Below are 19,257 nucleotides of genomic sequence, written 5' to 3'. Positions count from 1 at the left end.
ACGATCGAAGCGGCGAAGTGATCCCCTTTTGTCCCGCTCCCGCTTTCCGGGACAGGGCGGGATCACGCGCCCGGCGTGACCGACCCCGGCATGGTGGTCGACCCGCCGCCCGGCCCGACCGTCGTCGGCGTGCTCGGCGCCGCGGCGTTGGGAGCGCCACCGCTCGACTCGCCCGTCGGCGCGCTGTTGCCCTGGGTCGCGGGGGCGCCCGGCGCGATGATCTGCTCGCCGGGCGCCAGCGGCCTGATCGGGGTGACGGGGTTGTCGCCCACCAGCTTGTAGGCGCGCTGATACCAGTCGGTGCCCGGATAGTTGCGCCCCAGCACCGCGGCCGATTTCTGCGCCTCCTCGCGCACGCCCAGCGCCAGATAGGCCTCGGTCAGCCGCATCAGCGCCTCGGGCGTGTGGGTGGTCTGCTGATACTCGTCCACGACCTTGCGGAAGCGCAGGGTGGAGGCGAGCCACTGGCGCCGCGTCTGATAAAAGCGCCCGACCTCCATCTCCTTGCCCGCGAGATGGTCGTTGACGAGATCGATCTTGAGCCGCGCGTCCGACGCATAGCGCGTGTTGGGATAACGCCGCGACAGCTCGCCCAGCGCGTCGAGCGCCTGGCGGGTGATCTTCTGGTCGCGGGTCACGTCGCTGATCTGCTCATAATAGCAGAGCGCGATGAGATAGTAGGCATAGGGCGCGTCGCGATTGCCCGGATGCACCGACAGGAAGCGCTGCGCCGACTGGATCGATTCGGTATAGTCACGGTTGAGATAATAGCTGAACGCGCTCATCAGCTGCGCCCGCCGGGCCCAGACCGAATAGGGGTGCTGGCGCTCGACCTCGTCGAACAGCACCGCCGCTTCCTTGTAGGATTTCCGGTCGAGCCGGTTGCGCGCCGTCGAATACAGCGTGCCGACGTCGCGCGCGATATAGGGCACGTCGGCGCCGGTCGCGCTGGTGCGCGCGCAGCCGGCGATGGGAAGGGCGGTCGCCGCGATCAGCGCGAGCAGGACGGGCTTGGACAGGGAGATACGCATACCCGCATATCCCTAGCCGATGGCGCGCACCCGTTCTAGCCCCGCGCGACCGAGCGATGTACGGCACGAACAGCCCCAGCCCGAGGAGTGAGCCGCCATGCCCGCCATCAAGCTACAGACCCACCGCGTCGACAAGCCCTGGGGCCGCCACCGGCTCTTTCCCGGTTTTCCCGACCCCGCGCCGGACGCCGATCCCGTCGGCGAGGTGTGGTTCCAGCAGCCCGGGGACACCAGCCCCGACCTGCTCGTCAAATATCTGTTCACCGGCGAGAAGCTGTCCGTCCAGGTCCATCCGGACGACACCCAAGCCCATGCCCGTGGCCTGCCGCGCGGCAAGGACGAATGCTGGACCGTCCTGACCGCCGAACCCGGCGCGGTCATCGCGCTGGGCACCAAGGCACCGATGACCGAGGAGGAGTTGCGCAGCGCGGCCGGCGACGGTTCGATCGAGGACAAGCTCCACTGGCAGCCGGTCGCGGCGGGTGACTTCTATTACTGCGCGTCGGGCACGATCCACGCGATCGGCGGCGGGCTGACGGTGATCGAGATCCAGCAGAATTCGGAAACGACCTACCGGCTCTACGATTACGGCAGCGACCGCGAACTCCACCTCGACGATGGCGTCGCGGTCGCCAAGCGCGAGCCCTACCGCCCGATCGCGCCGCCGGGTCCGGCGGAGGACGGCCGTATCGTGCTGGTCGAGGGCCCCAAATTCGTCCTCGAACGCTGGTCGGCAGGCCGCGACGTGTCGCTTCCGGAGGGCATCACCGGCTGGCTCGTTCCGGTGAAGGGCCGGGGCGAGGTGGCGGGGGTCGCGTTCCGCGAGGGCGAGTGCGTGACGGTGACCGGCGCCGAGCGGGTAATGGCGGGCGCGGGCGCGGACCTGCTCTTCGCCTATCCGGGGACCAAACGGGCCGCATGAGCGGGCGGCAAGGGCGCGTCGACGCGACCACATCTCGGAACTTTGGAAGGGTATACCCCGTTGGCCCGATGAAGGTGGGATAGATGGAGTCCAGATCGGCAGCGGGAGCGCAGGCGTCCGCGCAACCGCGAGCTTATATCCTCGTCGTGGAGGACGAGTTGTTCATCCGGATGTTCGTCTGCGATGCGTTGCGCGACGAGGGGTATAACGTCATCGAGGCGTTCAACGGCGACGAAGCGGCCGATATCCTGAAAGCCGGCAAGATCGTCGACTTGGTGTTCAGCGACGTCCGTATGCCCGGCTCGCTCGACGGGGTGGGACTGCTTCGATTCGTCAACGAACATTTCGCGGGTCTGCCCGTCATACTGGCGTCCGGCCATCTGGACCGGAGCGTGGCGATGGCCGAGGGGGCGATCCATCTCCTCGTCAAACCCTATCGGATCGGAACGGTGTTGGACCTGATCGCGACGGAATTGGTCAAGCCGGTATGATCACCGCGAACGAGTCCGCCGGAGCGCCCGGTGCCGTGCTGATCGTCGATGGCGACATCCTGTCGCGCCATGCGATCGCGGATTATCTTCGGCATTGCGGCTACGTCGTCGTCGAAGCGGTCAGCACCGACGAGGCGATGACCGCGCTCGGCGATCCGGCGCTGGAGGTCGACGTGATCCTGTGCGAGGTCGGGGCGATCGGCACGCGATCCGGGTTCGAGCTGGCGAACTGGGTGCGCCGACACCGGCCGGAGCTGGAGGTGAGGATAGCGGGCAGCCTTGCGGGCGTCGCCGACACCGCAGCGGAATTGTGCGAAGTCGGGCCGCACCTTACCCGTCCCTATGAGCCACAGGCGGTGGTCGACTATATCAAGCAGCTGCGCGCCACGCGCGCCCGGCACTGACCGCTTTGGCGTGAGCGACCCCGTGAGCGATCAGTCGGCCTTAACGCCGATCGGGTAGAGGATCGGGCGATGCTGCGCGTCCTGACCCTTTCCACGCTATTCCCGGACCGGAGCCGCCCCAATTTCGGCGTGTTCGTCAAGCGGCAGACGCGCGCGCTCGCCGTCCTCCCCGACACGCGGGTCATGGTCGTCGCGCCGCTCGGGCTCCCGCCCGCGCCGCTCGCCCGCCTGCGCCACGGGTCGCTCGCCGGCCTGCCGATCTGCGAAAGCTGGCAGGGTCTCGACGTTCATCGCCCGCGCTTCGTCGCGCTGCCGTTCACCGCCGGGCGGTTTCACGCGCGCGCGCTGGCCCGCGCCGCGGTGCCGATCCTCGACCGGCTTCGCGGGTCGTTCGACGTGATCGACGCGTCCTTCTTCTTCCCCGACGGGGTGGCGGCGGTGGCGCTGGGGCGGCGCTACGGCGTGCCGGTGTCGATCAAGGCGCGCGGGGCGGACATCCACCATTGGGGGCGGAGCCCGGCCACCGCGTCGCAGGTGCTCGCCGCTGGGCGCGAGGCGGACGGGTTGCTCGCGGTCTCGGCGGCGATGCGAGGCGACATGATCGCGCTCGGGATGCCCGCCGATCGCATCCGCGTCCACCATACGGGCGTAGACCAGGGCCGCTTCGCGCCCGCCGACCGCGCCGCCGCCAAGGCCGCGCTCCGCGTCGCCGGGCCGCTGGTCGTCGCGACGGGCGCCTTGATTCCGCGAAAAGGGCATGAGGTCGTGATCGAGGCGGTGGCACGACTGCCCGGCGTGACGCTGCTGATCGCGGGGGAGGGACCCGACCGGCCCCGACTGGAGGCGGTGATCCGCAGGCTCGGCGCGACCGATCGTATCCGCCTGCTCGGCTCGGTGCCGCATGACGATCTTCCCCGCCTGCTCGCCGCCGCCGATGTGATGGCGCTCGCCTCCGCTTCCGAGGGGCTGGCCAATGCCTGGGTCGAGGCGCTGGCGTGCGGCCGGCCGATCGTCGTCACCGACATAGGGGGCGCGCGCGAGGTGGTGACCGCGCCCGACGCCGGCCGCATCGTCCCGCGCGACCCCGCCGCGTTCGCCGCGGCGATCGCCGACCTGCTCGCCGCCCCACCCGACCCGCAGGCGGTGCGCGCCCATGCCGCGCGCTTCACCTGGGAGGCGAACGCGCTGGCGTTGCGCGATCACCTGGCCGGTCTGGTCCGCGATTTCGGGAGCGGGGTGCCCCGCCACGCCGCCGCCTGACGCTCGGCCAGCGCGACCAGGTCGCCCATGACGACGGGCATGTCGACCAGGTGCAGTCCCCAGTCGCGCAGCACGCGGCCGTTGGCGCTCACATCGCCGCCGATCGTGTCGGCGCGCGGATCGGCGCCGTTCGCGTTCACCGTCACCGCCAGGTAGCTCGCCCCGCCCCGCGCCACGCACTCGGTCGCGATCAGCCCGGGCACCCGCACGAACGGGGTGGCCGTCGCCGCGCCGTCGCCGGTCCAGGGCGCGAAGGGCGTCGAGGTCGCGCCGAGCCCCGCCGCCGGAAAGATCGCGTCCGCCGCGCCGCGCCCGCCGTTCAGCGCCGCCGGGTTGGTGCAGGCGACCGTCATGCCGGGCGTGGTCGATCGCCCGAACCGGCTCGGCTCGGGCGGGGGCGCGTCGGCGCGGAAGCTGACATAGCTGACCACGCAGCCATATTGGTCGCCCGTCCGGCAGAGCGGCATCCGCTTCAGGTCGCCCCCGACATCGCTTCCCTGGGGCACCAGCACGTTGGTGCCGATCAGCATCGCCGAGACGATGTTGCGACGCACCGCCGCGACGGGCTCGATCTCGCGGGCGAGCAGTTCCTTCAGCAGGCGCGCGCCCTGGCTGTGCCCGATCAGCACCACGCCTCGCCCGCCATTGTCGCGCGCCAGGTAATCGCGCCAGGCCGCGGTCACGTCGGCCAGCGCCAGCGCGCCGTCGCCGGGGTTCGCGCCGCCCGTCATAGCGGTGCGCAGCGCCGTCAGCGTCACCTGCCGGTACATGGGCGCGAAGACGCGGCAGGTCGCCGCGAACCGGGCGGCCTGCAACGCCGCGACGCGCCGCTCCTCGTCGCCGATCACAAGATCGCTATTGCCGCCCGTATCGAGCGAGACGGTCGGGTAGACGTAGAAACAGTCATATTGGGGTGCCCTGGCGGCGCGGAACCGCTCCACCTTGCGACGCCCGTTCGCCGCGATCGAGGTCACGTCTTGCCCCGCCGCGCAGGCGTCGGCGCGGCCCGGTCGGCAGAGCCAGGTCACGTCCCGCGCGTAATCGGGCGCGGCCGCCTGTCCCGCCGCGAGCGCGAAAGCCAATCCGATCATGCGACCTCTCCCCGTAATGTCCGCGCGAGCCTAGCCGCCCCGCGCCCGCGATCAAGCTATCCGATCGGGTAGAGCGCCGCCGCGATCCGCCGCCCCTCGCCGCGCAGCACGCCCCAGGCGCGCGCGGCGGCGCGGCTGTCCATCGCCTCCAGCCCGATCCCCATCGCCTCGACCGCGCGCGTCAGCGCGGGCAGGGGCCGATCCAGCGTAGCGCCCGTGCCCAGCAGAATGAATTCCGGCGCCGACTCGGTCAGCGACGCCAGGTCGGGGAGGCCGAGCAGCGCGAGCGGCGGCGGCGACCAGCGCGTCGCCTGCGTCACGGTCAACAGAACGGCCGGATGGACCGCCCCGTCCACGCGGAAGCCGCCGCCCGTGAACCCGGTGACGATCGGGCCCGCGGCGGCCGCGTCCCGATCGATCCGCATCAGGCGTCGCTGCGCGGGCCGACGCGCTCGGCGCCCGCCGCCGGGCCCTTGGTCGCGGCGTTGGTGACGAAGGTCGCGCCGGTCACCCCGGTCCAGATCAGGATCGGGTTGGCGATGTAGATCGACGAATAGGTGCCGATGACGATGCCCAGCAGCATCGCGAGCGAGAAGCCGAAGATCACCGCCGGCCCCAGGAACACCAGCGCCGCCAGCGCCATGATCAGCGACAGCGAGGTGACGATGGTGCGCGACAGCGTCTCGTTGGTCGACAGGTTGAGGAGCGGGATGATCTCCATCTTGCGGTATTTGCGCAGATTCTCGCGCACCCGGTCATAGACGACGATGGTGTCGTTCAGCGAATAGCCGATGATGGTCAGGATTGCCGCGACGATGTTCAGGTCGAATTCCAGCCAGGTCAGCGAGAAGAAACCCAGCGTCAACGCCACGTCGTGGAACAGGGAGAACAGCGCGCCCACCCCGAACTGCCACTCGAACCGCAGCCAGATATAGAGCGACACGCCCAGCATCGCGAGCGCGAGCGCCCAGGCGCCCTTGGAGAAGAGCTCGCCCGAAACCTTGCCCGACACCGTGTCGACCGACGCGATCCGCGCGCCCGGAAAGGCGCGCGTGAGCCCGGCGCGCACCCGGTCGGCCGCGGCGTTGGCGGCCTCGTCGCCTCCCGCCGGCAGCGGCAGGCGGATAGACACGTCACGCGGGGACCCGAATTGCTGCACGGCGGCGTCGCCCAGCCCGAGCGCGTCGACGCGCGCGCGCACCTGATCCAGCGGCACCGGCTGGGGCAGGGTGGCGCGCACCACCTGCCCGCCGACGAAATCGACGCCCAGGTTCAATCCCCGCGTCGCGACCAGCGCGATGGACGCGATGATGAGCAGCACCGACAGGCCCATCGCCAGCGTCCGCCAGCGCAGGAAATCGATATTGGTGTTGTCGGGGATGAGCTTGAGCGGACGCATCATGTTACCTTCAGATCACCAGCTCGCGCGGGCGCTGCTTCAGCCACCCGGACACCATCAAACGGGTCACGGTGACGGCGGAGAAGACGGACGTCACGATCCCGATCGTCAGCACCACGGCGAAGCCGCGGATCGGCCCCGATCCGAAGAAGAACATGATCGCGGCGGCGATGACGTTGGTGACGTTGGCGTCGAAGATCGCGCGGCTCGCCTCCTTGTAGCCGAGCTCCACCGACTGGATGATCCCGCGCCCGCGCCGCTGTTCCTCGCGGATGCGCTCGTTGATGAGCACGTTGGCGTCCACCGCCGCGCCGATCGTCAGCACGAATCCGGCGATGCCCGGCAGGGTCAGCGTGCCGTTGAACAGCGCCATCGCGCCCAGGATCATCAGGATGTTCAGGATCAGCGCGATCGTCGCATAGACACCGAAGCGTCCATAGGTGAGCAGCATGTAGGCGATCACCAGCAGCGTCGCGATCACCCCGGCGATCGCGCCCTTGTTGATCGAATCCTGCCCCAGATCGGGGCCGACGGTGCGCTCCTCGATCACCTTCAGCGCGACCGGCAGCTTGCCCGAGCGCAACGCGATGGCGAGCTGGTTGGCGCTTTCCACGGTGAACGAGCCCGAGATCGACGCGCTGCCCCCCAGGATCGGTTCGTTGATGTTGGGCGCGGAGATCACCTGGTTGTCGACGATGATCGCGAAGGGCTTGCCGACATTCTCGCGCGTCACCCGCGCGAAGCGCCGCCCGCCCTCGCTGTCGAAGGCGATCGTGACCTGCGGCTCGTTGGTCTGCGGGTCGTAGGCCTGGCGCGCGTCGACGAGCTGGTCGCCCGACAGGATCGTCGAACGCTCCACCGCGACCACGGGCAGGCCCTGCGGATTGCCGGGATAGGGAAGAACCTGGCTGCCCACGGGCGCACGGCCCTGGGCGAGTTCTGTCGGATTGGCGGTCAGGTCGACCAGCTTGAACTCCAGCCGGGCCGTCCGCCCGAGCAGTTCTTTCAGCGCCTGCGGGTTCTGCAGGCCCGGGACCTGGACGACGATGCGGCTGTCGCCCTGGCGCACGATGGTGGGCTCGCGCGTGCCGAGCTCGTCGATGCGCCGCCGCACGACCTCGGTGGCGTCGTCCATCGCGGTGGAGATCGCCTGTTCAAGCCCGGCCTGGGTCGGCGTCAGGACGAAGCGGCTGGTATCGAGGACCTGGATGTCCCATTCGCGCTGCCCGGTCAGCCCCGCGCCGCCGCCGGTGATCGACAGCAGCCGCTCGCGCGCCGCGTCGACCTGGCTGGGGTCGCGCAGCATGAAGCTGAGCCGGCCGCCGCGCGTCGAGATGTCGCCGATGTTCACGCGCGGATTGCCGCGCCGCATCTCGGTTCCGACCTGCTCGCGCATCGTCTCCAGCCGGGTCGCGGTCAGGTCGGCGATATCGGCTTCGAGCAGCAGATAGCTGCCCCCCGCCAGGTCGAGGCCGAGATTGATCCGGGGCGGCTTGAAGCCCCAGCCATTGGTGACGCGCTCGGGCAGGAAGCTCGGGATCGCGAGCGCACACAGTACCGACAGCACGACCGCGATCAACAGGACCTTCCAGCGGGGGAAGTCGAGCATCAGTCGTTCGCCGGCTTCGCGTTCGGGTTCACGATGTCGGTCAGGGTCGCCTTGACCACGCGCACCCGCGTATTGGGCGCGATCTCGACCTCGACATGCGCGTCCTCGACCCGCGTCACCCGCCCGACGATGCCGCCCGCGGTGACGACCTGGTCGCCCTTCTTGACCGCCGCGACCGACGCCTGGAGCGCCTTCATCCGCTTCTGCTGGGGGCGGATCATCAGGAAGTAGAAGACGACGAAAACGAGGACCAGCGGCAGGAGGCCGAGGACGGAGCCGAGGCCGCTCGGGTCGGCCGCGCCGGCGGTCTGAGCGTAGGCGGGTGTGATGAACATGGTGCGTCCGGTGTGAAGCGGGCGAGGAAAAGCATCGCCCGATGAAGCGCCGCCCGCTATCACCGGCGGCGCGCGTGCGCAACGGCGCGAAACCGCGCGGGGAGAGAGCGATGATCTTGGTGACCGGACATATCAAGCTGAGTGCGGGCGAAGGCGAGCGCGCCCGGCCGCTGCTCGCGGCGCACATGGCCGAGGTCAGCGCGGAGGAGGGCTGCCAATTCTATTCCTTCGCGTTCGACGCGACCGACCTCGATCTGGTGCGCGTGTCCGAATGCTGGGCCAGCCCCGAAGCGCTCGCCGCGCATGGCGGCCAGCCGCACCAAAAGGCGTTCGGCCGCGCGCTCCAGGCGCACGGCGTCCAGGACATCCGCGTCGAGGCGTGGAACGCGGAGCATTGGCGCACGCTGATCGGGGGGTGAAGGCGGCCGAACCGTCTTGCATCCGGCGGCGCACGCGCGTAACGGCCCGCGATCGGAACACCATGGAGCTACTGCTTCAATGGAACCGATCGGTCGGGGCGTAGCGCAGCCTGGTAGCGCATCACACTGGGGGTGTGGGGGTCGCAGGTTCGAATCCTGTCGCCCCGACCAAATTACTTTAGGGCGGCCGAGCGGGGCCGCCGCTCGGCCGCCCGCGAGGACGGGCGTCTCGACGACAGGACGGAATCCATCCGTTCGTCGAAGCCGCGAGCGACAGCTCGGTCGTCGGGCCGGCCATTCGTCGCGACGCCGCCATGCTCGTCCGAGCCGCCGTCCGGCCACGCTATCTGCTGTCCGAAGCTCCGCCACGGCGGCGGGCCATCATCCTGACGAGCGTCGCCATGCCCGGCGGCACCGGCCCGGCCTGGCGCGCAGGGACGCACCCGAGCGGATTACCGCTCGGGTACGTCCCTGGCGGCGGACGCCCTTATAGCAGGAAGTCGCCGGCCGACATCGTGGTGGCGCTCACCATGAACGTCAGGTCGGCCACGCCGTCGCCGTTCACGTCGCCAAGGACCTGCACCTGACCATTGACCAGCTCGTAGCGAAGTTCGCCGGCCCGATTGGTGAACGCGCCCGTCCCGATGAAGGTGAAGGCGTCGTTGCCCGCCGTCCCGCTGTCCGCGTCGATCTGGACCAAATCGATGCGATCGCCCGCGATCGCGTTGAAATCCAGGATCTGGTCCCGCGCACCCGCCGCGCTGTCGGCGACCGCGGTGAACACGAACAGGTCGGCGCCCTCGCCCCCGCGCAGGTCGTCCGCCCCGTCGCGGCCGATCAGGATGTCGTCGCCGGCGTCGCCGTTCAGCAGGTCGCTGCCCGCCGCGCCGTCCAGATAATCCCCGTCCTCCCGGCCATAAAGCTGGTCGTTGCCGTCGCCGCCATACAGCCCGTCCGCGCCCGCGCCGCCGACCATCACGTCCGCCCCGCCATCGCCGAGCATAAGGTCGTCGCCGGCGCCGCCTTCCATATAGTCGTCGTCCTCGCGGCCGCCGAGGAAGTCGTTGCCGATGCCCCCATAGATCTGGTCGTCGCCGGTTCCGCCGACCAGGGTGTCGGCTCCCGCGTCTCCCAGCAGAAGGTCGCGACCCGCGCCGCCGTCCAGATAGTCGTCGTCTTCGCGACCGGTCAGGTAATCCTCGCCCGTCCCGCCATAGAGCTGGTCGTTCCCGGCGGCACCCACGAGCACGTCCGCGCCCGCGTCGCCGTAGAGCGCGTCCTCCCCGAGGCCGCCATCGACATAGTCGTCCCCGTCCTGGCCCAGGATGAAGTCGGCCCCGTCCTGCCCTTGCAGGCTGTCGCGGCCGGAACCGCCCAGGACGATGTCCGCCCCGCCGCCGGCATATAGCCGGTCATCGCCCGCGCCGCCGTCGAGATAGTCCTCGTCGCCCTGGCCATGCAGCTCGTCATCGCCGTCCTGCCCGTACAAGGCGTCCTGGCCCGCCGCGCCGACCACGAGATCGGCCCCGTTGCCGCCATATAGGCGATCCCGGCCGATACCGCCGTCGACATAGTCAGTCCCGTCCTGGCCGTAGAGCTCGTCGTCGCCTTCCTGGCCGAGCAGTCCGTCATCATCCGCGCCGCCGACCATGACGTCGTTGCCGAGCCCCCCGATCAGCCGGTCCAGGCCGACACCACCCTCGATATAATCCTCGCCCGCCTGTCCCTCGAGGAAGTCGTTCCCGGCCTGGCCGAAGAGCTGGTCGTTGCCCGCGGCGCCGTTCAGGCCATTGTCGCCGGCATTGCCGTAGATGACGTTGTCGAGTTCGTTGCCGACGAGATTGATGCGGGTGGTGCCGAAGCCGTTGATGGTGCCGAGCACCTCCACCTGCGCGCCGGCGGCGAGCACGTAACTGGACAATGCCGACACGGTGTCCCGGCCGTTATTCGCCGACTCGATCACCCGGTCGTCGCTGTCGACGATGTACAGATCGTCGCCCGCGCCGCCCGACATGACGTCGCGACCGCCATTACCGAAGAAGATGTCGTTCCCCGCGCTTCCGACCAGCATGTCGGCGCCGGCCGACCCCAGCAACGTGTCCTCGGCGGACGCCAGTCCGTTGACGGTCACCGCGACCGTCACGGGCGTGCCGCCGACCAGGGCATAGGTGAAGCTGTCGGTAGCGACGCTGTTCGTCGCCCCGGAGCCGCTGCCGGGCAGCGCGTCGAACGCGCCGTTGGGATCATAGCGGAAGGTGCCGTCCGCTTCGACCCGCAACAGCGCCCCCGACGAAAGCTCCACCAGCTGCCCGACCGACGCCGCGGCGCCGTTGACGCTGGCGATCGCGAGCGCCGGCCCGTCGACATCGCCGTCCACGCCCGAACCATTGTCACCGAGCAGCGTGCCGGTGATCGGGCTCGCCTCGTCGGTGACGATCGTGTCGGGCCGTGCCACCGGCGCATCGTCGACCGCGGCGACGTCGAAGACGATCATGTCGGCGACAGGGTCGACGTCGACGCCGCCATCGGTGGTGCCGCCATCGTCGGCGACCCGGAAGGTGAAGCTGGCATAATTGTCGCCGAACCCGTTGGCGGCGGGCGTGAAGACGAGCTTGCCCGCGGCGATGTCGGCAGTGCTGACCATCTGGCCGGGCGTCACCGCCGTGCCGTCCAGCGACAGGCCGCCGGCCGCGGGCAGGGCGGCGATCACGACCCCGGTGAAAGCGTCACCCTCGACATCGGCGAAGCCGAAATCCGCCACGCCCAGGACACGCGAACCGTCCTCCGTCAGCGACAGGCGGGCGTCCGCGCCGCCCGGCGCGTCGTTGAGCGCCAGGACCTGAACGCTGGTGGTGAAGGTCGTGCCGTCCCCGCCGCCATTGGCGACGCCGGCCCCGTCGACCAGCGTATAGGTCAGCGTCCGCGTTCCCGGCGTCGGCTCGGCCGCGACGTTGAAGTAAGAGAGCGCGTTCATCAACAGGCTCGTCCGGATCTGCGTCGCCTCGCTGCTCAGATCGATCACGAGCGGGTTCCCGTTCGCGCCGTTGCCGTTTGCTCCGACAGTCCCGACCAGCACGCCGCCCACGCGAACCGCGCTTCCGGCATTCAGCCCGTTCGACAACGTCACGCCGCCGGCCTGGGCGGTATCGATCGTGATCCGGTCCTCCCCCGGGACCCCGTTTGCGGTGATCGCCACCCTGAGCTGTCCGGCGCCGAAATTGGCCTCGGTCGCGGCCTCGACGCGGTAGATCTGCGAATCCGCGAAATCGGTGACGTAGAGATTACCAGCCTCGTCCACGCCGAAGCTGGAGATCAAGGTGATCGCGCCAGTTCCGGGCGCGAATGCCGTCTTCAGAAGCTGGAATTCCGAGATCGGCAAGGTCACGCCCGGCACCATCCGGGCCGCGTCGACCGCCCAGATGTTACCGGTGATGAAATCGCCGAAGATGTATTTCCCCCGCAGCGATTCGACCGGTCCGTTATAGACATAGCCGCCGGTGACCGAATTGCCCTGCAGCGGACCGCGCCCGTGATCATATTCGAGCGACGGCACTTCATAGGGCACGTTGTCGAAGCCCCCGCGCAACAACGACGTGCCTTCGCGGAACGACCAGCCATAGCTCGTGCCCGCCTGGGCCACGGTCACCACGTCGATCTCTTCGCGCGTGTTCAGGCCGACATCGCCGATATAGACCGTGCCCGTCGTCGGATCGATGCTGGCGCGGTACGGGTTACGGAACCCCATCGCGAACACCTCGCCCAAGCCGCCGCCATTGGCGAACGGGTTGTCGGTGGGAATCGCATAATCGCGCAACGGATCGTCGGCGAAATCGTCGCCCGACACGTCCAGGCGCAGCAACTTGCCCGCCAGCGAGTTGGGATTGACCGCGTTGAAGTCGGGATCGCTGCTGTAGCTGCCGTCGCCGACGGTCGCGTACAGATATCCATCGGGGCCAAAACCCAGCCACCCGCCATTATGGATATTCTCGCCGCCGGGCCGCGGGAGCGACAGGATCACGTCGCCGGTGCTCGGATCGGCGAGATCGCGATTGTTCGCGAAACTGCTGTAGCTGCGGATCTGGTTGCCCGTGGTGTCGCTGGAATAGATGAAGAACTTGCCGCTAACCGCGAAATCGGGGGCGGTCGCGAAACCGAGCAGCCCACGCTCGCCGTCCAGGTTGATCATCGACCGGACGTCGAGAAAGACCGAACTGGTGCCGTTGTCCGGGTCCTGGATCAGGATACGTCCGGCGCGCTCCAGCACGAACACCCGTCCGGTGCCGTCGGGCACCGGCGCCACGAAAACGGGTGCGCCCGCATTGCCGACGAGTCGGATCTCGAAACCGTTGACATCGACGTCCGAAACGCCCGCGTCACCGCCCAGATCGAGCTTCACCGCCGCGCCATCGTCGCGCCAGGTCACGACGTCACCGGCCATGTTCGCGACGACCGGCGCGTCGTTCACCTGGCTCACCTGCCCGGTCAACTGAAGCGTGTCGGACGAATAGGAGGTCGATCCGCCCGTCGTCCCCGCCGTGTCGAGGTCGACGACCGCGCCGTTCGTGACGACGGCCGCGCCCCCGTCGAACAGGTGAACGCGTAATTCGGGCACCGCGCCGTTGAAATTCGCCGCCGGGGTGAAGCGCAGCGCGGTGTCGGCCGTGACCACCACCGCCGCGTCGGCGCTCGCCGCACCGACCCTGGTCCAGACCCCGCCGTCGAGAAACTCCCAATGGCCCGCGGCGTCGCTCGATCCGTTCGCGATCACCGCGACTCCGCCGAGCGCATCGCCATCGGCATCGGCGAACCGGTCGCCGAACAGCGACAGCACCGACTGGCCGACGCCGCCGACCGCGTCCTCCAGGATCGCGGTCGCCGCCACGGACGCGCCGCCCACGCGGGTCGGAGCGTCCCCGACCGCGGTGACATCGAAGGTGAAGACATTGGCAGGGGCCGACAGGTCGGACCCGCCATCCGCTGATCCGCCATCGTCGCGTACGCGGAAGGTGAAGGAGGCGTAACCGACGCCGTTTCCGTTCGCTTGCGGCACATAGCTCAGCCGGCCGGCGGCGACGTCGGCCGCCGTCACTTCGGCGCCCGGCGTCAGCGCGGTCCGAACGCCGTTCGCATCCGTCAGGTAAAGCACGCCCGCCAGCGGGAGATCCCCGATCACGACCGCGCGCAGGGCATGGCCGTCGGCGTCGGTGAACGCGAAGTCGTTCGCCGAGAAAACATGGGTCGCGTCTTCCGCGAACGCGACTACGCCGTCCGCCGACAAAGGCGCCTGATTGCTGGCCATGATAATGATCCCTCCCGAAACTCGCGCCGTGCCTAGAGCCGATTAACCATTGCCGACAAGCCGTAAGCGCCCACTCTGCAACAATTTTTCGATCGGCCGGCATGGTGGCGGCCCCGAACCGACGCCGATAAGGCGCGGTCCGCGCCGTTGTCGCTCCCGGTCCGACATTTAACCCTGTCCTACATCATCGCACTCATGTTCCTTATTCGTTCCGATTCTAAGGAGGCGAAGTTCGTGACTGTGGACCAACTCATCGACGACCTGCTCGACCGTGAGGGCGGGTACGTCCATCATCCCGCCGACCGCGGCGGCGCGACCTGCTGGGGAATCACGGAAACGGTTGCGCGCGCCAACGGCCATGCCGGCCCGATGCGCACGCTTTCCCGCGCGACCGCCGCCGACATCTATCGTCGTCTCTACTGGCTCCGGCCCGGCTATGACCGCGTCGCCGCGCGGGCGCCGCTGCTCGCCGCCGAGCTGTTCGACACCGCCGCGAACATGGGACCCGCCACCGCCACCGCCTTTCTCCAGCGCGCGCTCAACGCGCTCAACCGCGGGGCGAGCGATTTTCCCGATCTTCGCGTCGACGGGCAGATCGGCGGCGCCACGCTCGCCGCGCTCGACGCCTTCGCCGCGCGCCGCGGCCGGGGCGGGGAGCAGGTGCTGCTCAAGGCGGTCGAGGCGCTTCAGGGCGAACGCTATCTGACGCTGGCCGAGCGCCGCCCGGCGAACGAGGCGTTCCTCTATGGCTGGCTCGCCAACCGGCTCGGCTAGCGCGATCGACGGGCGACGCGAAACATCGGTTCACGCCCATATTTCCCTCGATTTGTTCAGGAGCGGACAGTGAATAACCAGGATCATCCGGAGGACGCCTCCAACACCGCCGACGATCCCTGGATCCGCCGCGCACGGCCGGGCTTCCTCTATGTCATGTATGCGCTGCTGCTCTGGGCGATCCCCGTCGGCCTGCTCGCCGCCCTCAGCCCGAGCGCGGCGGCGGCGGTCGCGCGTGGGACCGCGGCCTATCTGGGCGCGATCCCCGAGCCGCTCTACGCGCTCTTCGGCACCGGCTATCTCGGCTACACGCTCGCCAGGACCTGGGGAAAGGCGAAGGGCCGGGAGCGTTGAGCATCCGATGAACCGCCGCTTCCTTCTCGCCGCGCTGCTCGCCACGCTCGCCGGCTGCGGCCCCGCCACGCTCAGCACGCTCGATGGCGCCGCGCGGCTCGGGGGCGGCCCGGCGCGCGTCGCGTCCGCCATCCCATATGGCGACGGTCCCCGCCAACGCCTCGACGTCTATGCTCCGCGCGGCGGCGGCGCGGCGCGGCGGCCCGTGGTGGTGTTCTTCTACGGTGGCGGCTGGTCCGCCGGATCGCGCGGCGCCTATGCCTTTGCCGGCCGCGCCTATGCGGGGGAGGGCTTCGTCGCGGTCGTTCCCGATTATCGCCTCGTCCCGGAAGTCCGTTTCCCCGGCTTCGTCCAGGACGGCGCCGCGGCGCTGCGCTGGGTGCGCGAAAACATCGCACGTTATGGCGGCGACCCGGCGCGCGTCACCGTCGCGGGCCATTCGGCGGGCGCGCATATCGCCGCGCTGCTCGCACTCGATCCGCGCTGGCTGCGCGAAGCCGGTGTCGACCCGCGCGTCGTTCGCGCGGGCGCGCTCATGGCCGGCCCCTATGATTTCCTGCCTTTCGACGATGCGCGCAGCCTCGCCGCGTTCGGCGGGTGGCCGCGCCCGGCGGAGACCCAGCCGATCACCTATGCGCGGCGCGACGCACCCCCGCTCTGGCTCGCGACGGGCACCACCGACACGACCGTGCGCCCCCGCAACAGCGAGGCGCTCGCCGCCCGCCTCCGCGCGGCGGGCGCGTCGCCGACCTTGAAGTTCTACCCCGGTCGCGGTCATGCCGATCTGGTGATCGGCCTCGCCCGGCCGCTGCGCGGGCGCGTCGCGACGCTGGCCGACAGCGCCGCCTTTCTGCGCGAGCATAGCCGGTGAGCCTGCGCGCCGCGACGTTGCAGAGCCGCCGCCATATCCTACATCCCGCTCTATGAGTTCGAACGACACCGCCGCGTCCGTCTGGCACGGCACCACCATCTGCTCGGTCCGCAAGGGCGGCCGGGTGGTCATCGCCGGCGACGGCCAGGTCTCGGCCGGCCAGACGATCATGAAACCCAATGCCCGCAAGGTCCGTACCCTGGGGGAGAATGCGAAGGTCATCGGCGGCTTCGCGGGCGCGACCGCCGACGCCTTCACCTTGTTCGAGCGGCTGGAAGCGAAGCTCGAACGGCACCAGGGCAAGCTGATGCGCGCGGCGGTCGAGCTCGCCAAGGACTGGCGGACCGACAAGTATCTCCGCAACCTGGAGGCGATGATGATCGTCGCCGACCGCGACGTGACCTTGATCCTGACGGGAAACGGCGATGTGCTGGAGCCCGAGGGCGGGATCGCCGCGATCGGATCGGGCGGCAATTTCGCCCTCGCCGCCGCCCGCGCGCTCGACGAATATGAGGCCGACGCGGAGACGGTCGCACGCAAGGCGATGAAGATCGCCGCCGATGTCTGCGTGTACACCAATGACCGCCTGACCGTCGAAGCCCTCGACGCGGCCGGTTGAGGACGCTTTCATGCTCCATTCGAACCTCGCTGCCGCTGACCTCGCGTTCGGCGCCGACGAACTCGCCCTGCTCGACGAGCTGACGGCCGAGGTCCCGAATTTCACCACCGGCGTGACGATGGTGCCCGATGGGCCGATCGTGAACGCGCTTTCCGCCAAGCCCGGCGATACCCCTGATTCGAAGGCCCGACCCGTCGCATGAACGACCAGCTTACCCCCAAGGCGATCGTCGCCGCGCTCGACGCGCACATCATCGGCCAGGCCGACGCCAAGCGCGCGGTCGCCGTCGCTTTGCGCAACCGCTGGCGCCGGCAGCAGCTCACCGGCGAGCTGCGCGACGAGGTTACCCCCAAGAATATCCTGATGATCGGACCCACCGGCTGCGGCAAGACCGAGATCAGCCGCCGCCTCGCCAAGCTCGCCGACGCGCCCTTCGTGAAGGTGGAGGCGACCAAGTTCACCGAGGTCGGCTATGTCGGCCGCGACGTGGAGCAGATCGCCCGCGACCTGGTCGAGGAGGCGATCCGGCTGGAGAAGGAGCGCCGCCGCGCCGCCGTCAAGGACAAGGCCGAGGCCTCGGCGCTGTCGCGCCTGCTCGACGCGCTGACCGGCAAGGGCGCGAGCGAGGCGACCCGCGCCGCCTTCGCGCAACGCTTTCACGACGGCCATCTCGACGGAACCGAGATCGAGATCGAGCTCGAACAGACGCCGCAAATGCCCTTCGAGCTGCCCGGCGCCCCGCAGATGGGGATGATCAATCTCGGCGAGATGATGGGCAAGGCGTTCGGGGGCAACCAGCTCAAGCGCCGCAAGCTCACCGTCCGCGCCGCCTGGGAAAAGCTGGTCGAGGAGGAAGGGGACAAGCGCCTCGACCAAGACGAGGTCAGCCGCCAGGCGCTGGCCGACGCCGAGGCGAACGGCATCGTCTTCCTCGACGAGATCGACAAGATCGCCATGTCCGAACATCGCGGCGGCGGCTCCGTCAGCCGCGAGGGCGTCCAGCGCGACCTGCTGCCGTTGATCGAGGGAACCACCGTCTCGACCAAATACGGGCCGATGAAGACCGATCACATCCTGTTCATCGCCAGCGGCGCGTTCCACGTCGCCAAGCCGAGCGACCTGCTCCCCGAGCTTCAGGGCCGCCTGCCGATCCGCGTCGAGCTGAAGGGACTGACCGAGGAGGACTTCGTCGCCATCCTGTCCGACACCAAGGCGTCATTGCCGGTCCAATACAAGGCACTCATCGCCACCGAGGGCGTCGATATCAGCTTCACCGAGGACGGCATCCGCGCGGTCGCGCGCATCGCGGCGGAGGTGAACGGCCAGATCGAGAATATCGGGGCCCGCCGCCTCCAGACGGTGATGGAGAAGCTGTTGGAGGAGGTCAGCTTCGATGCCGAGAACCGGCAGGGTCAGTCGCTCGTCATCGATGCGGCCTATGTAGACCGGCAGCTCAGCTCGATCGCGCGCAATACCGACCTCAGCCGCTTCGTGCTCTGACGCTCAGGGCCGTCCGTCGACCTGGGGCCGGCGATAGGTGACGAAGTCGCCCAGCGCGCAGCTGCCGGTCTGGAACCCGGTCTGCCGGTCGACGGTCGTAGCGATGTCGCCCCGGCAGGAGCGGCCGCTCGGCGAGCGGGTGACGAGAATGTCGCCGCGCGCGATGCGCTCGCATCCGCCGGTCGTGTCGTTCCGGTATTTGAGGTCGCGCCCCGCGGTGTAGAGGATCGTCGCGCCATAGCCCTCGCTGGCGAGCTGGGTACGCGTCGGCGCCGGCAGACATGCGGTCGGCTGGCCGGGAACAAGGCCTGCGAGTTCAGCCTGCAGCGCCTGTTCCTGCGCGGCCTGCGCCATGGCGGTACGCTCCGCCTCGCGCGGCGAGCTGGTGCAGCCGGCCAGGATGACGGCCAGGGCGACGACTGGAAAGCGCATGATCATTCTCCGGCGATTGTTGAAGGGATAACGCCGTCAGCCCCGGAAACTATCCTTCCCCGCGCGCAGCTCGGCCAGTTCTTCCGCCGACGTCGCGCGCATGAACGGGTTGGTCGCCAGCTCCAGCGCGATCGTCGTCGGGACGGTGGGCTCGTCCCGCGCGCGCAATGCGTCGACCTCCGCCATGCGGGCGATCAGCGCGGCATTGTCCGGTTCGACCGACAGCGCATAGCGCCCGTTCGACTGGGTATATTCATGCCCGCAATAAACGCCCGTCTCGCCGGGCAGCTCGCTCAATCGGCGCATGTTGCCGAACATCTGCGCCGCATCCCCCTCGAACAGCCGCCCGCACCCCATCGCGAACAGCGTGTCGCCGCTGAACAACAGGCCGGCCTCGGCGAAGTGGAAGACGATATGGCCGAGCGTATGGCCCGGCGTCTCGATCAC

At 69.3% G+C, this 19,257-nt stretch carries 20 protein-coding genes and 1 tRNA gene; 12 read left to right on the top strand and 9 right to left on the bottom strand.

Features of this window, described 5'->3' with window-relative positions; all coding sequences use genetic code 11:
- Nucleotides 1–62: 62 nt before the first annotated feature.
- A complete protein-coding gene (locus VF592_RS07965) occupies nucleotides 63–1,031 on the bottom strand; it encodes an outer membrane protein assembly factor BamD (RefSeq protein WP_331005082.1) in 969 nt (322 codons plus the stop codon).
- Nucleotides 1,032–1,128: 97 nt separating this feature from the next.
- Here VF592_RS07965 and VF592_RS07960 point away from each other — a divergent pair, with 97 nt between their 5' ends.
- From VF592_RS07960 to VF592_RS07945, 4 genes are all read left to right on the top strand, one after another.
- Complete coding sequence (locus tag VF592_RS07960) at nucleotides 1,129–1,953, top strand: class I mannose-6-phosphate isomerase (protein WP_331005081.1); 825 nt, start codon at nucleotides 1,129–1,131, stop codon at nucleotides 1,951–1,953.
- A gap of 146 nt (nucleotides 1,954–2,099) precedes the next feature.
- A complete protein-coding gene (locus tag VF592_RS07955) occupies nucleotides 2,100–2,444 on the top strand; it encodes a response regulator (RefSeq protein ID WP_331005080.1) in 345 nt (114 codons plus the stop codon).
- A complete protein-coding gene (locus VF592_RS07950; RefSeq protein WP_331005079.1) occupies nucleotides 2,441–2,848 on the top strand; it encodes a response regulator in 408 nt (135 codons plus the stop codon). The genes VF592_RS07955 and VF592_RS07950 overlap by 4 nt, the downstream gene beginning before the upstream one ends.
- A 69-nt stretch (nucleotides 2,849–2,917) precedes the next feature.
- Nucleotides 2,918–4,108, top strand: coding sequence for a glycosyltransferase (locus VF592_RS07945; protein ID WP_331005078.1), 1,191 nt, complete (start codon nucleotides 2,918–2,920; stop codon nucleotides 4,106–4,108).
- Here the strand turns inward: VF592_RS07945 and VF592_RS07940 are convergent.
- From VF592_RS07940 to yajC, 5 genes are read right to left on the bottom strand one after another with little or no spacing between them, the layout of a single operon-like run.
- A complete protein-coding gene (locus tag VF592_RS07940) occupies nucleotides 4,048–5,199 on the bottom strand; it encodes a DUF3089 domain-containing protein (RefSeq protein WP_331005077.1) in 1,152 nt (383 codons plus the stop codon). The genes VF592_RS07945 and VF592_RS07940 overlap by 61 nt on opposite strands.
- A 56-nt stretch (nucleotides 5,200–5,255) precedes the next feature.
- Nucleotides 5,256–5,624, bottom strand: coding sequence for an Mth938-like domain-containing protein (locus VF592_RS07935; protein WP_331005076.1), 369 nt, complete (start codon nucleotides 5,622–5,624; stop codon nucleotides 5,256–5,258).
- Nucleotides 5,624–6,598 (bottom strand): protein translocase subunit SecF, encoded by a 975-nt coding sequence (gene secF, locus VF592_RS07930; protein WP_331005121.1) that lies wholly within the window; start codon nucleotides 6,596–6,598, stop codon nucleotides 5,624–5,626. Before secF ends, VF592_RS07935 begins: the two co-directional genes overlap by 1 nt.
- 10 nt (nucleotides 6,599–6,608) lie before the next feature.
- Entirely contained in the window at nucleotides 6,609–8,207 is a 1,599-nt protein-coding gene (secD, locus tag VF592_RS07925; RefSeq protein ID WP_331005075.1) for a protein translocase subunit SecD, read from the bottom strand.
- Nucleotides 8,207–8,542 carry a preprotein translocase subunit YajC gene (gene yajC, locus VF592_RS07920; protein ID WP_331005074.1) on the bottom strand — a complete coding sequence of 112 codons (336 nt, stop codon included), beginning with the start codon at nucleotides 8,540–8,542 and terminating at the stop codon, nucleotides 8,207–8,209. Before yajC ends, secD begins: the two co-directional genes overlap by 1 nt.
- 110 nt (nucleotides 8,543–8,652) lie before the next feature.
- On the opposite strand from yajC, the gene VF592_RS07915 reads away from it, so the two are divergent.
- Both VF592_RS07915 and VF592_RS07910 read left to right on the top strand, forming a co-directional pair.
- Nucleotides 8,653–8,961 (top strand): putative quinol monooxygenase, encoded by a 309-nt coding sequence (locus VF592_RS07915; RefSeq protein WP_331005073.1) that lies wholly within the window; start codon nucleotides 8,653–8,655, stop codon nucleotides 8,959–8,961.
- Between the two features lie 94 nt (nucleotides 8,962–9,055).
- A tRNA-Pro gene (locus VF592_RS07910) sits at nucleotides 9,056–9,132 on the top strand.
- Nucleotides 9,133–9,448: 316 nt separating this feature from the next.
- Here the strand turns inward: VF592_RS07910 and VF592_RS07905 are convergent.
- A complete protein-coding gene (locus tag VF592_RS07905; RefSeq protein WP_331005072.1) occupies nucleotides 9,449–14,260 on the bottom strand; it encodes a PQQ-dependent sugar dehydrogenase in 4,812 nt (1,603 codons plus the stop codon).
- Between the two features lie 234 nt (nucleotides 14,261–14,494).
- Here VF592_RS07905 and VF592_RS07900 point away from each other — a divergent pair, with 234 nt between their 5' ends.
- The 6 genes from VF592_RS07900 (at nucleotide 14,495) to hslU (ending at nucleotide 18,378) form a co-directional block, all read left to right on the top strand.
- On the top strand, nucleotides 14,495–15,034 hold the full coding sequence (locus VF592_RS07900; protein ID WP_331005071.1) for a glycoside hydrolase family 108 protein: 540 nt from the start codon (nucleotides 14,495–14,497) through the stop codon (nucleotides 15,032–15,034).
- 69 nt (nucleotides 15,035–15,103) lie between these two features.
- Nucleotides 15,104–15,388 (top strand): 3TM-type holin, encoded by a 285-nt coding sequence (locus VF592_RS07895; RefSeq protein WP_331005070.1) that lies wholly within the window; start codon nucleotides 15,104–15,106, stop codon nucleotides 15,386–15,388.
- Nucleotides 15,389–15,395: 7 nt separating this feature from the next.
- Complete coding sequence (locus tag VF592_RS07890) at nucleotides 15,396–16,259, top strand: alpha/beta hydrolase (RefSeq protein ID WP_331005069.1); 864 nt, start codon at nucleotides 15,396–15,398, stop codon at nucleotides 16,257–16,259.
- Nucleotides 16,260–16,311: 52 nt separating this feature from the next.
- The gene (hslV, locus tag VF592_RS07885) at nucleotides 16,312–16,878 is read left to right on the top strand and encodes an ATP-dependent protease subunit HslV (protein WP_331005068.1); all 567 of its coding nucleotides are present in this window, start codon (nucleotides 16,312–16,314) and stop codon (nucleotides 16,876–16,878) included.
- Between the two features lie 10 nt (nucleotides 16,879–16,888).
- Nucleotides 16,889–17,080, top strand: coding sequence for a hypothetical protein (locus tag VF592_RS07880; protein WP_331005067.1), 192 nt, complete (start codon nucleotides 16,889–16,891; stop codon nucleotides 17,078–17,080).
- Nucleotides 17,077–18,378 (top strand): ATP-dependent protease ATPase subunit HslU, encoded by a 1,302-nt coding sequence (hslU, locus tag VF592_RS07875; RefSeq protein WP_331005066.1) that lies wholly within the window; start codon nucleotides 17,077–17,079, stop codon nucleotides 18,376–18,378. The genes VF592_RS07880 and hslU overlap by 4 nt, the downstream gene beginning before the upstream one ends.
- A 3-nt stretch (nucleotides 18,379–18,381) precedes the next feature.
- Here the strand turns inward: hslU and VF592_RS07870 are convergent, their stop codons facing one another.
- The gene (locus VF592_RS07870; protein WP_331005065.1) at nucleotides 18,382–18,810 is read right to left on the bottom strand and encodes a hypothetical protein; all 429 of its coding nucleotides are present in this window, start codon (nucleotides 18,808–18,810) and stop codon (nucleotides 18,382–18,384) included.
- A gap of 36 nt (nucleotides 18,811–18,846) precedes the next feature.
- Nucleotides 18,847–19,257: hydroxyacylglutathione hydrolase C-terminal domain-containing protein (locus VF592_RS07865; protein WP_331005064.1), on the bottom strand; the 411-nt coding region annotated here is incomplete at its 5' end.

It is taken from the genome of Sphingomonas sp. (assembly GCF_036388435.1).
In the GTDB taxonomy this organism is placed as follows: domain Bacteria; phylum Pseudomonadota; class Alphaproteobacteria; order Sphingomonadales; family Sphingomonadaceae; genus Sphingomonas.
The sequence above is the reverse complement of the archived record's forward strand: the minus strand, read 5'-3'. Positions and strand labels throughout refer to the sequence as shown.

Excerpts from the sequence above, each read along its gene's own strand:
- VF592_RS07965 (WP_331005082.1), bottom strand. The coding sequence starts at position 1,031 with ATGCGTATCTCCCTGTCCAAGCCCGTCCTGCTCGCGCTGATCGCGGCG.
- VF592_RS07960 (WP_331005081.1), top strand. The coding sequence starts at position 1,129 with ATGCCCGCCATCAAGCTACAGACCCACCGCGTCGACAAGCCCTGGGGC.
- VF592_RS07950 (WP_331005079.1), top strand. The coding sequence starts at position 2,441 with ATGATCACCGCGAACGAGTCCGCCGGAGCGCCCGGTGCCGTGCTGATC.
- VF592_RS07945 (WP_331005078.1), top strand. The coding sequence starts at position 2,918 with ATGCTGCGCGTCCTGACCCTTTCCACGCTATTCCCGGACCGGAGCCGC.
- VF592_RS07940 (WP_331005077.1), bottom strand. The coding sequence starts at position 5,199 with ATGATCGGATTGGCTTTCGCGCTCGCGGCGGGACAGGCGGCCGCGCCC.
- VF592_RS07935 (WP_331005076.1), bottom strand. The coding sequence starts at position 5,624 with ATGCGGATCGATCGGGACGCGGCCGCCGCGGGCCCGATCGTCACCGGG.
- secF (WP_331005121.1), bottom strand. The coding sequence starts at position 6,598 with ATGCGTCCGCTCAAGCTCATCCCCGACAACACCAATATCGATTTCCTG.
- secD (WP_331005075.1), bottom strand. The coding sequence starts at position 8,207 with ATGCTCGACTTCCCCCGCTGGAAGGTCCTGTTGATCGCGGTCGTGCTG.
- yajC (WP_331005074.1), bottom strand. The coding sequence starts at position 8,542 with ATGTTCATCACACCCGCCTACGCTCAGACCGCCGGCGCGGCCGACCCG.
- VF592_RS07915 (WP_331005073.1), top strand. The coding sequence starts at position 8,653 with ATGATCTTGGTGACCGGACATATCAAGCTGAGTGCGGGCGAAGGCGAG.
- VF592_RS07905 (WP_331005072.1), bottom strand. The coding sequence starts at position 14,260 with ATGGCCAGCAATCAGGCGCCTTTGTCGGCGGACGGCGTAGTCGCGTTC.
- VF592_RS07890 (WP_331005069.1), top strand. The coding sequence starts at position 15,396 with ATGAACCGCCGCTTCCTTCTCGCCGCGCTGCTCGCCACGCTCGCCGGC.
- hslV (WP_331005068.1), top strand. The coding sequence starts at position 16,312 with ATGAGTTCGAACGACACCGCCGCGTCCGTCTGGCACGGCACCACCATC.
- VF592_RS07880 (WP_331005067.1), top strand. The coding sequence starts at position 16,889 with ATGCTCCATTCGAACCTCGCTGCCGCTGACCTCGCGTTCGGCGCCGAC.
- hslU (WP_331005066.1), top strand. The coding sequence starts at position 17,077 with ATGAACGACCAGCTTACCCCCAAGGCGATCGTCGCCGCGCTCGACGCG.
- VF592_RS07870 (WP_331005065.1), bottom strand. The coding sequence starts at position 18,810 with ATGCGCTTTCCAGTCGTCGCCCTGGCCGTCATCCTGGCCGGCTGCACC.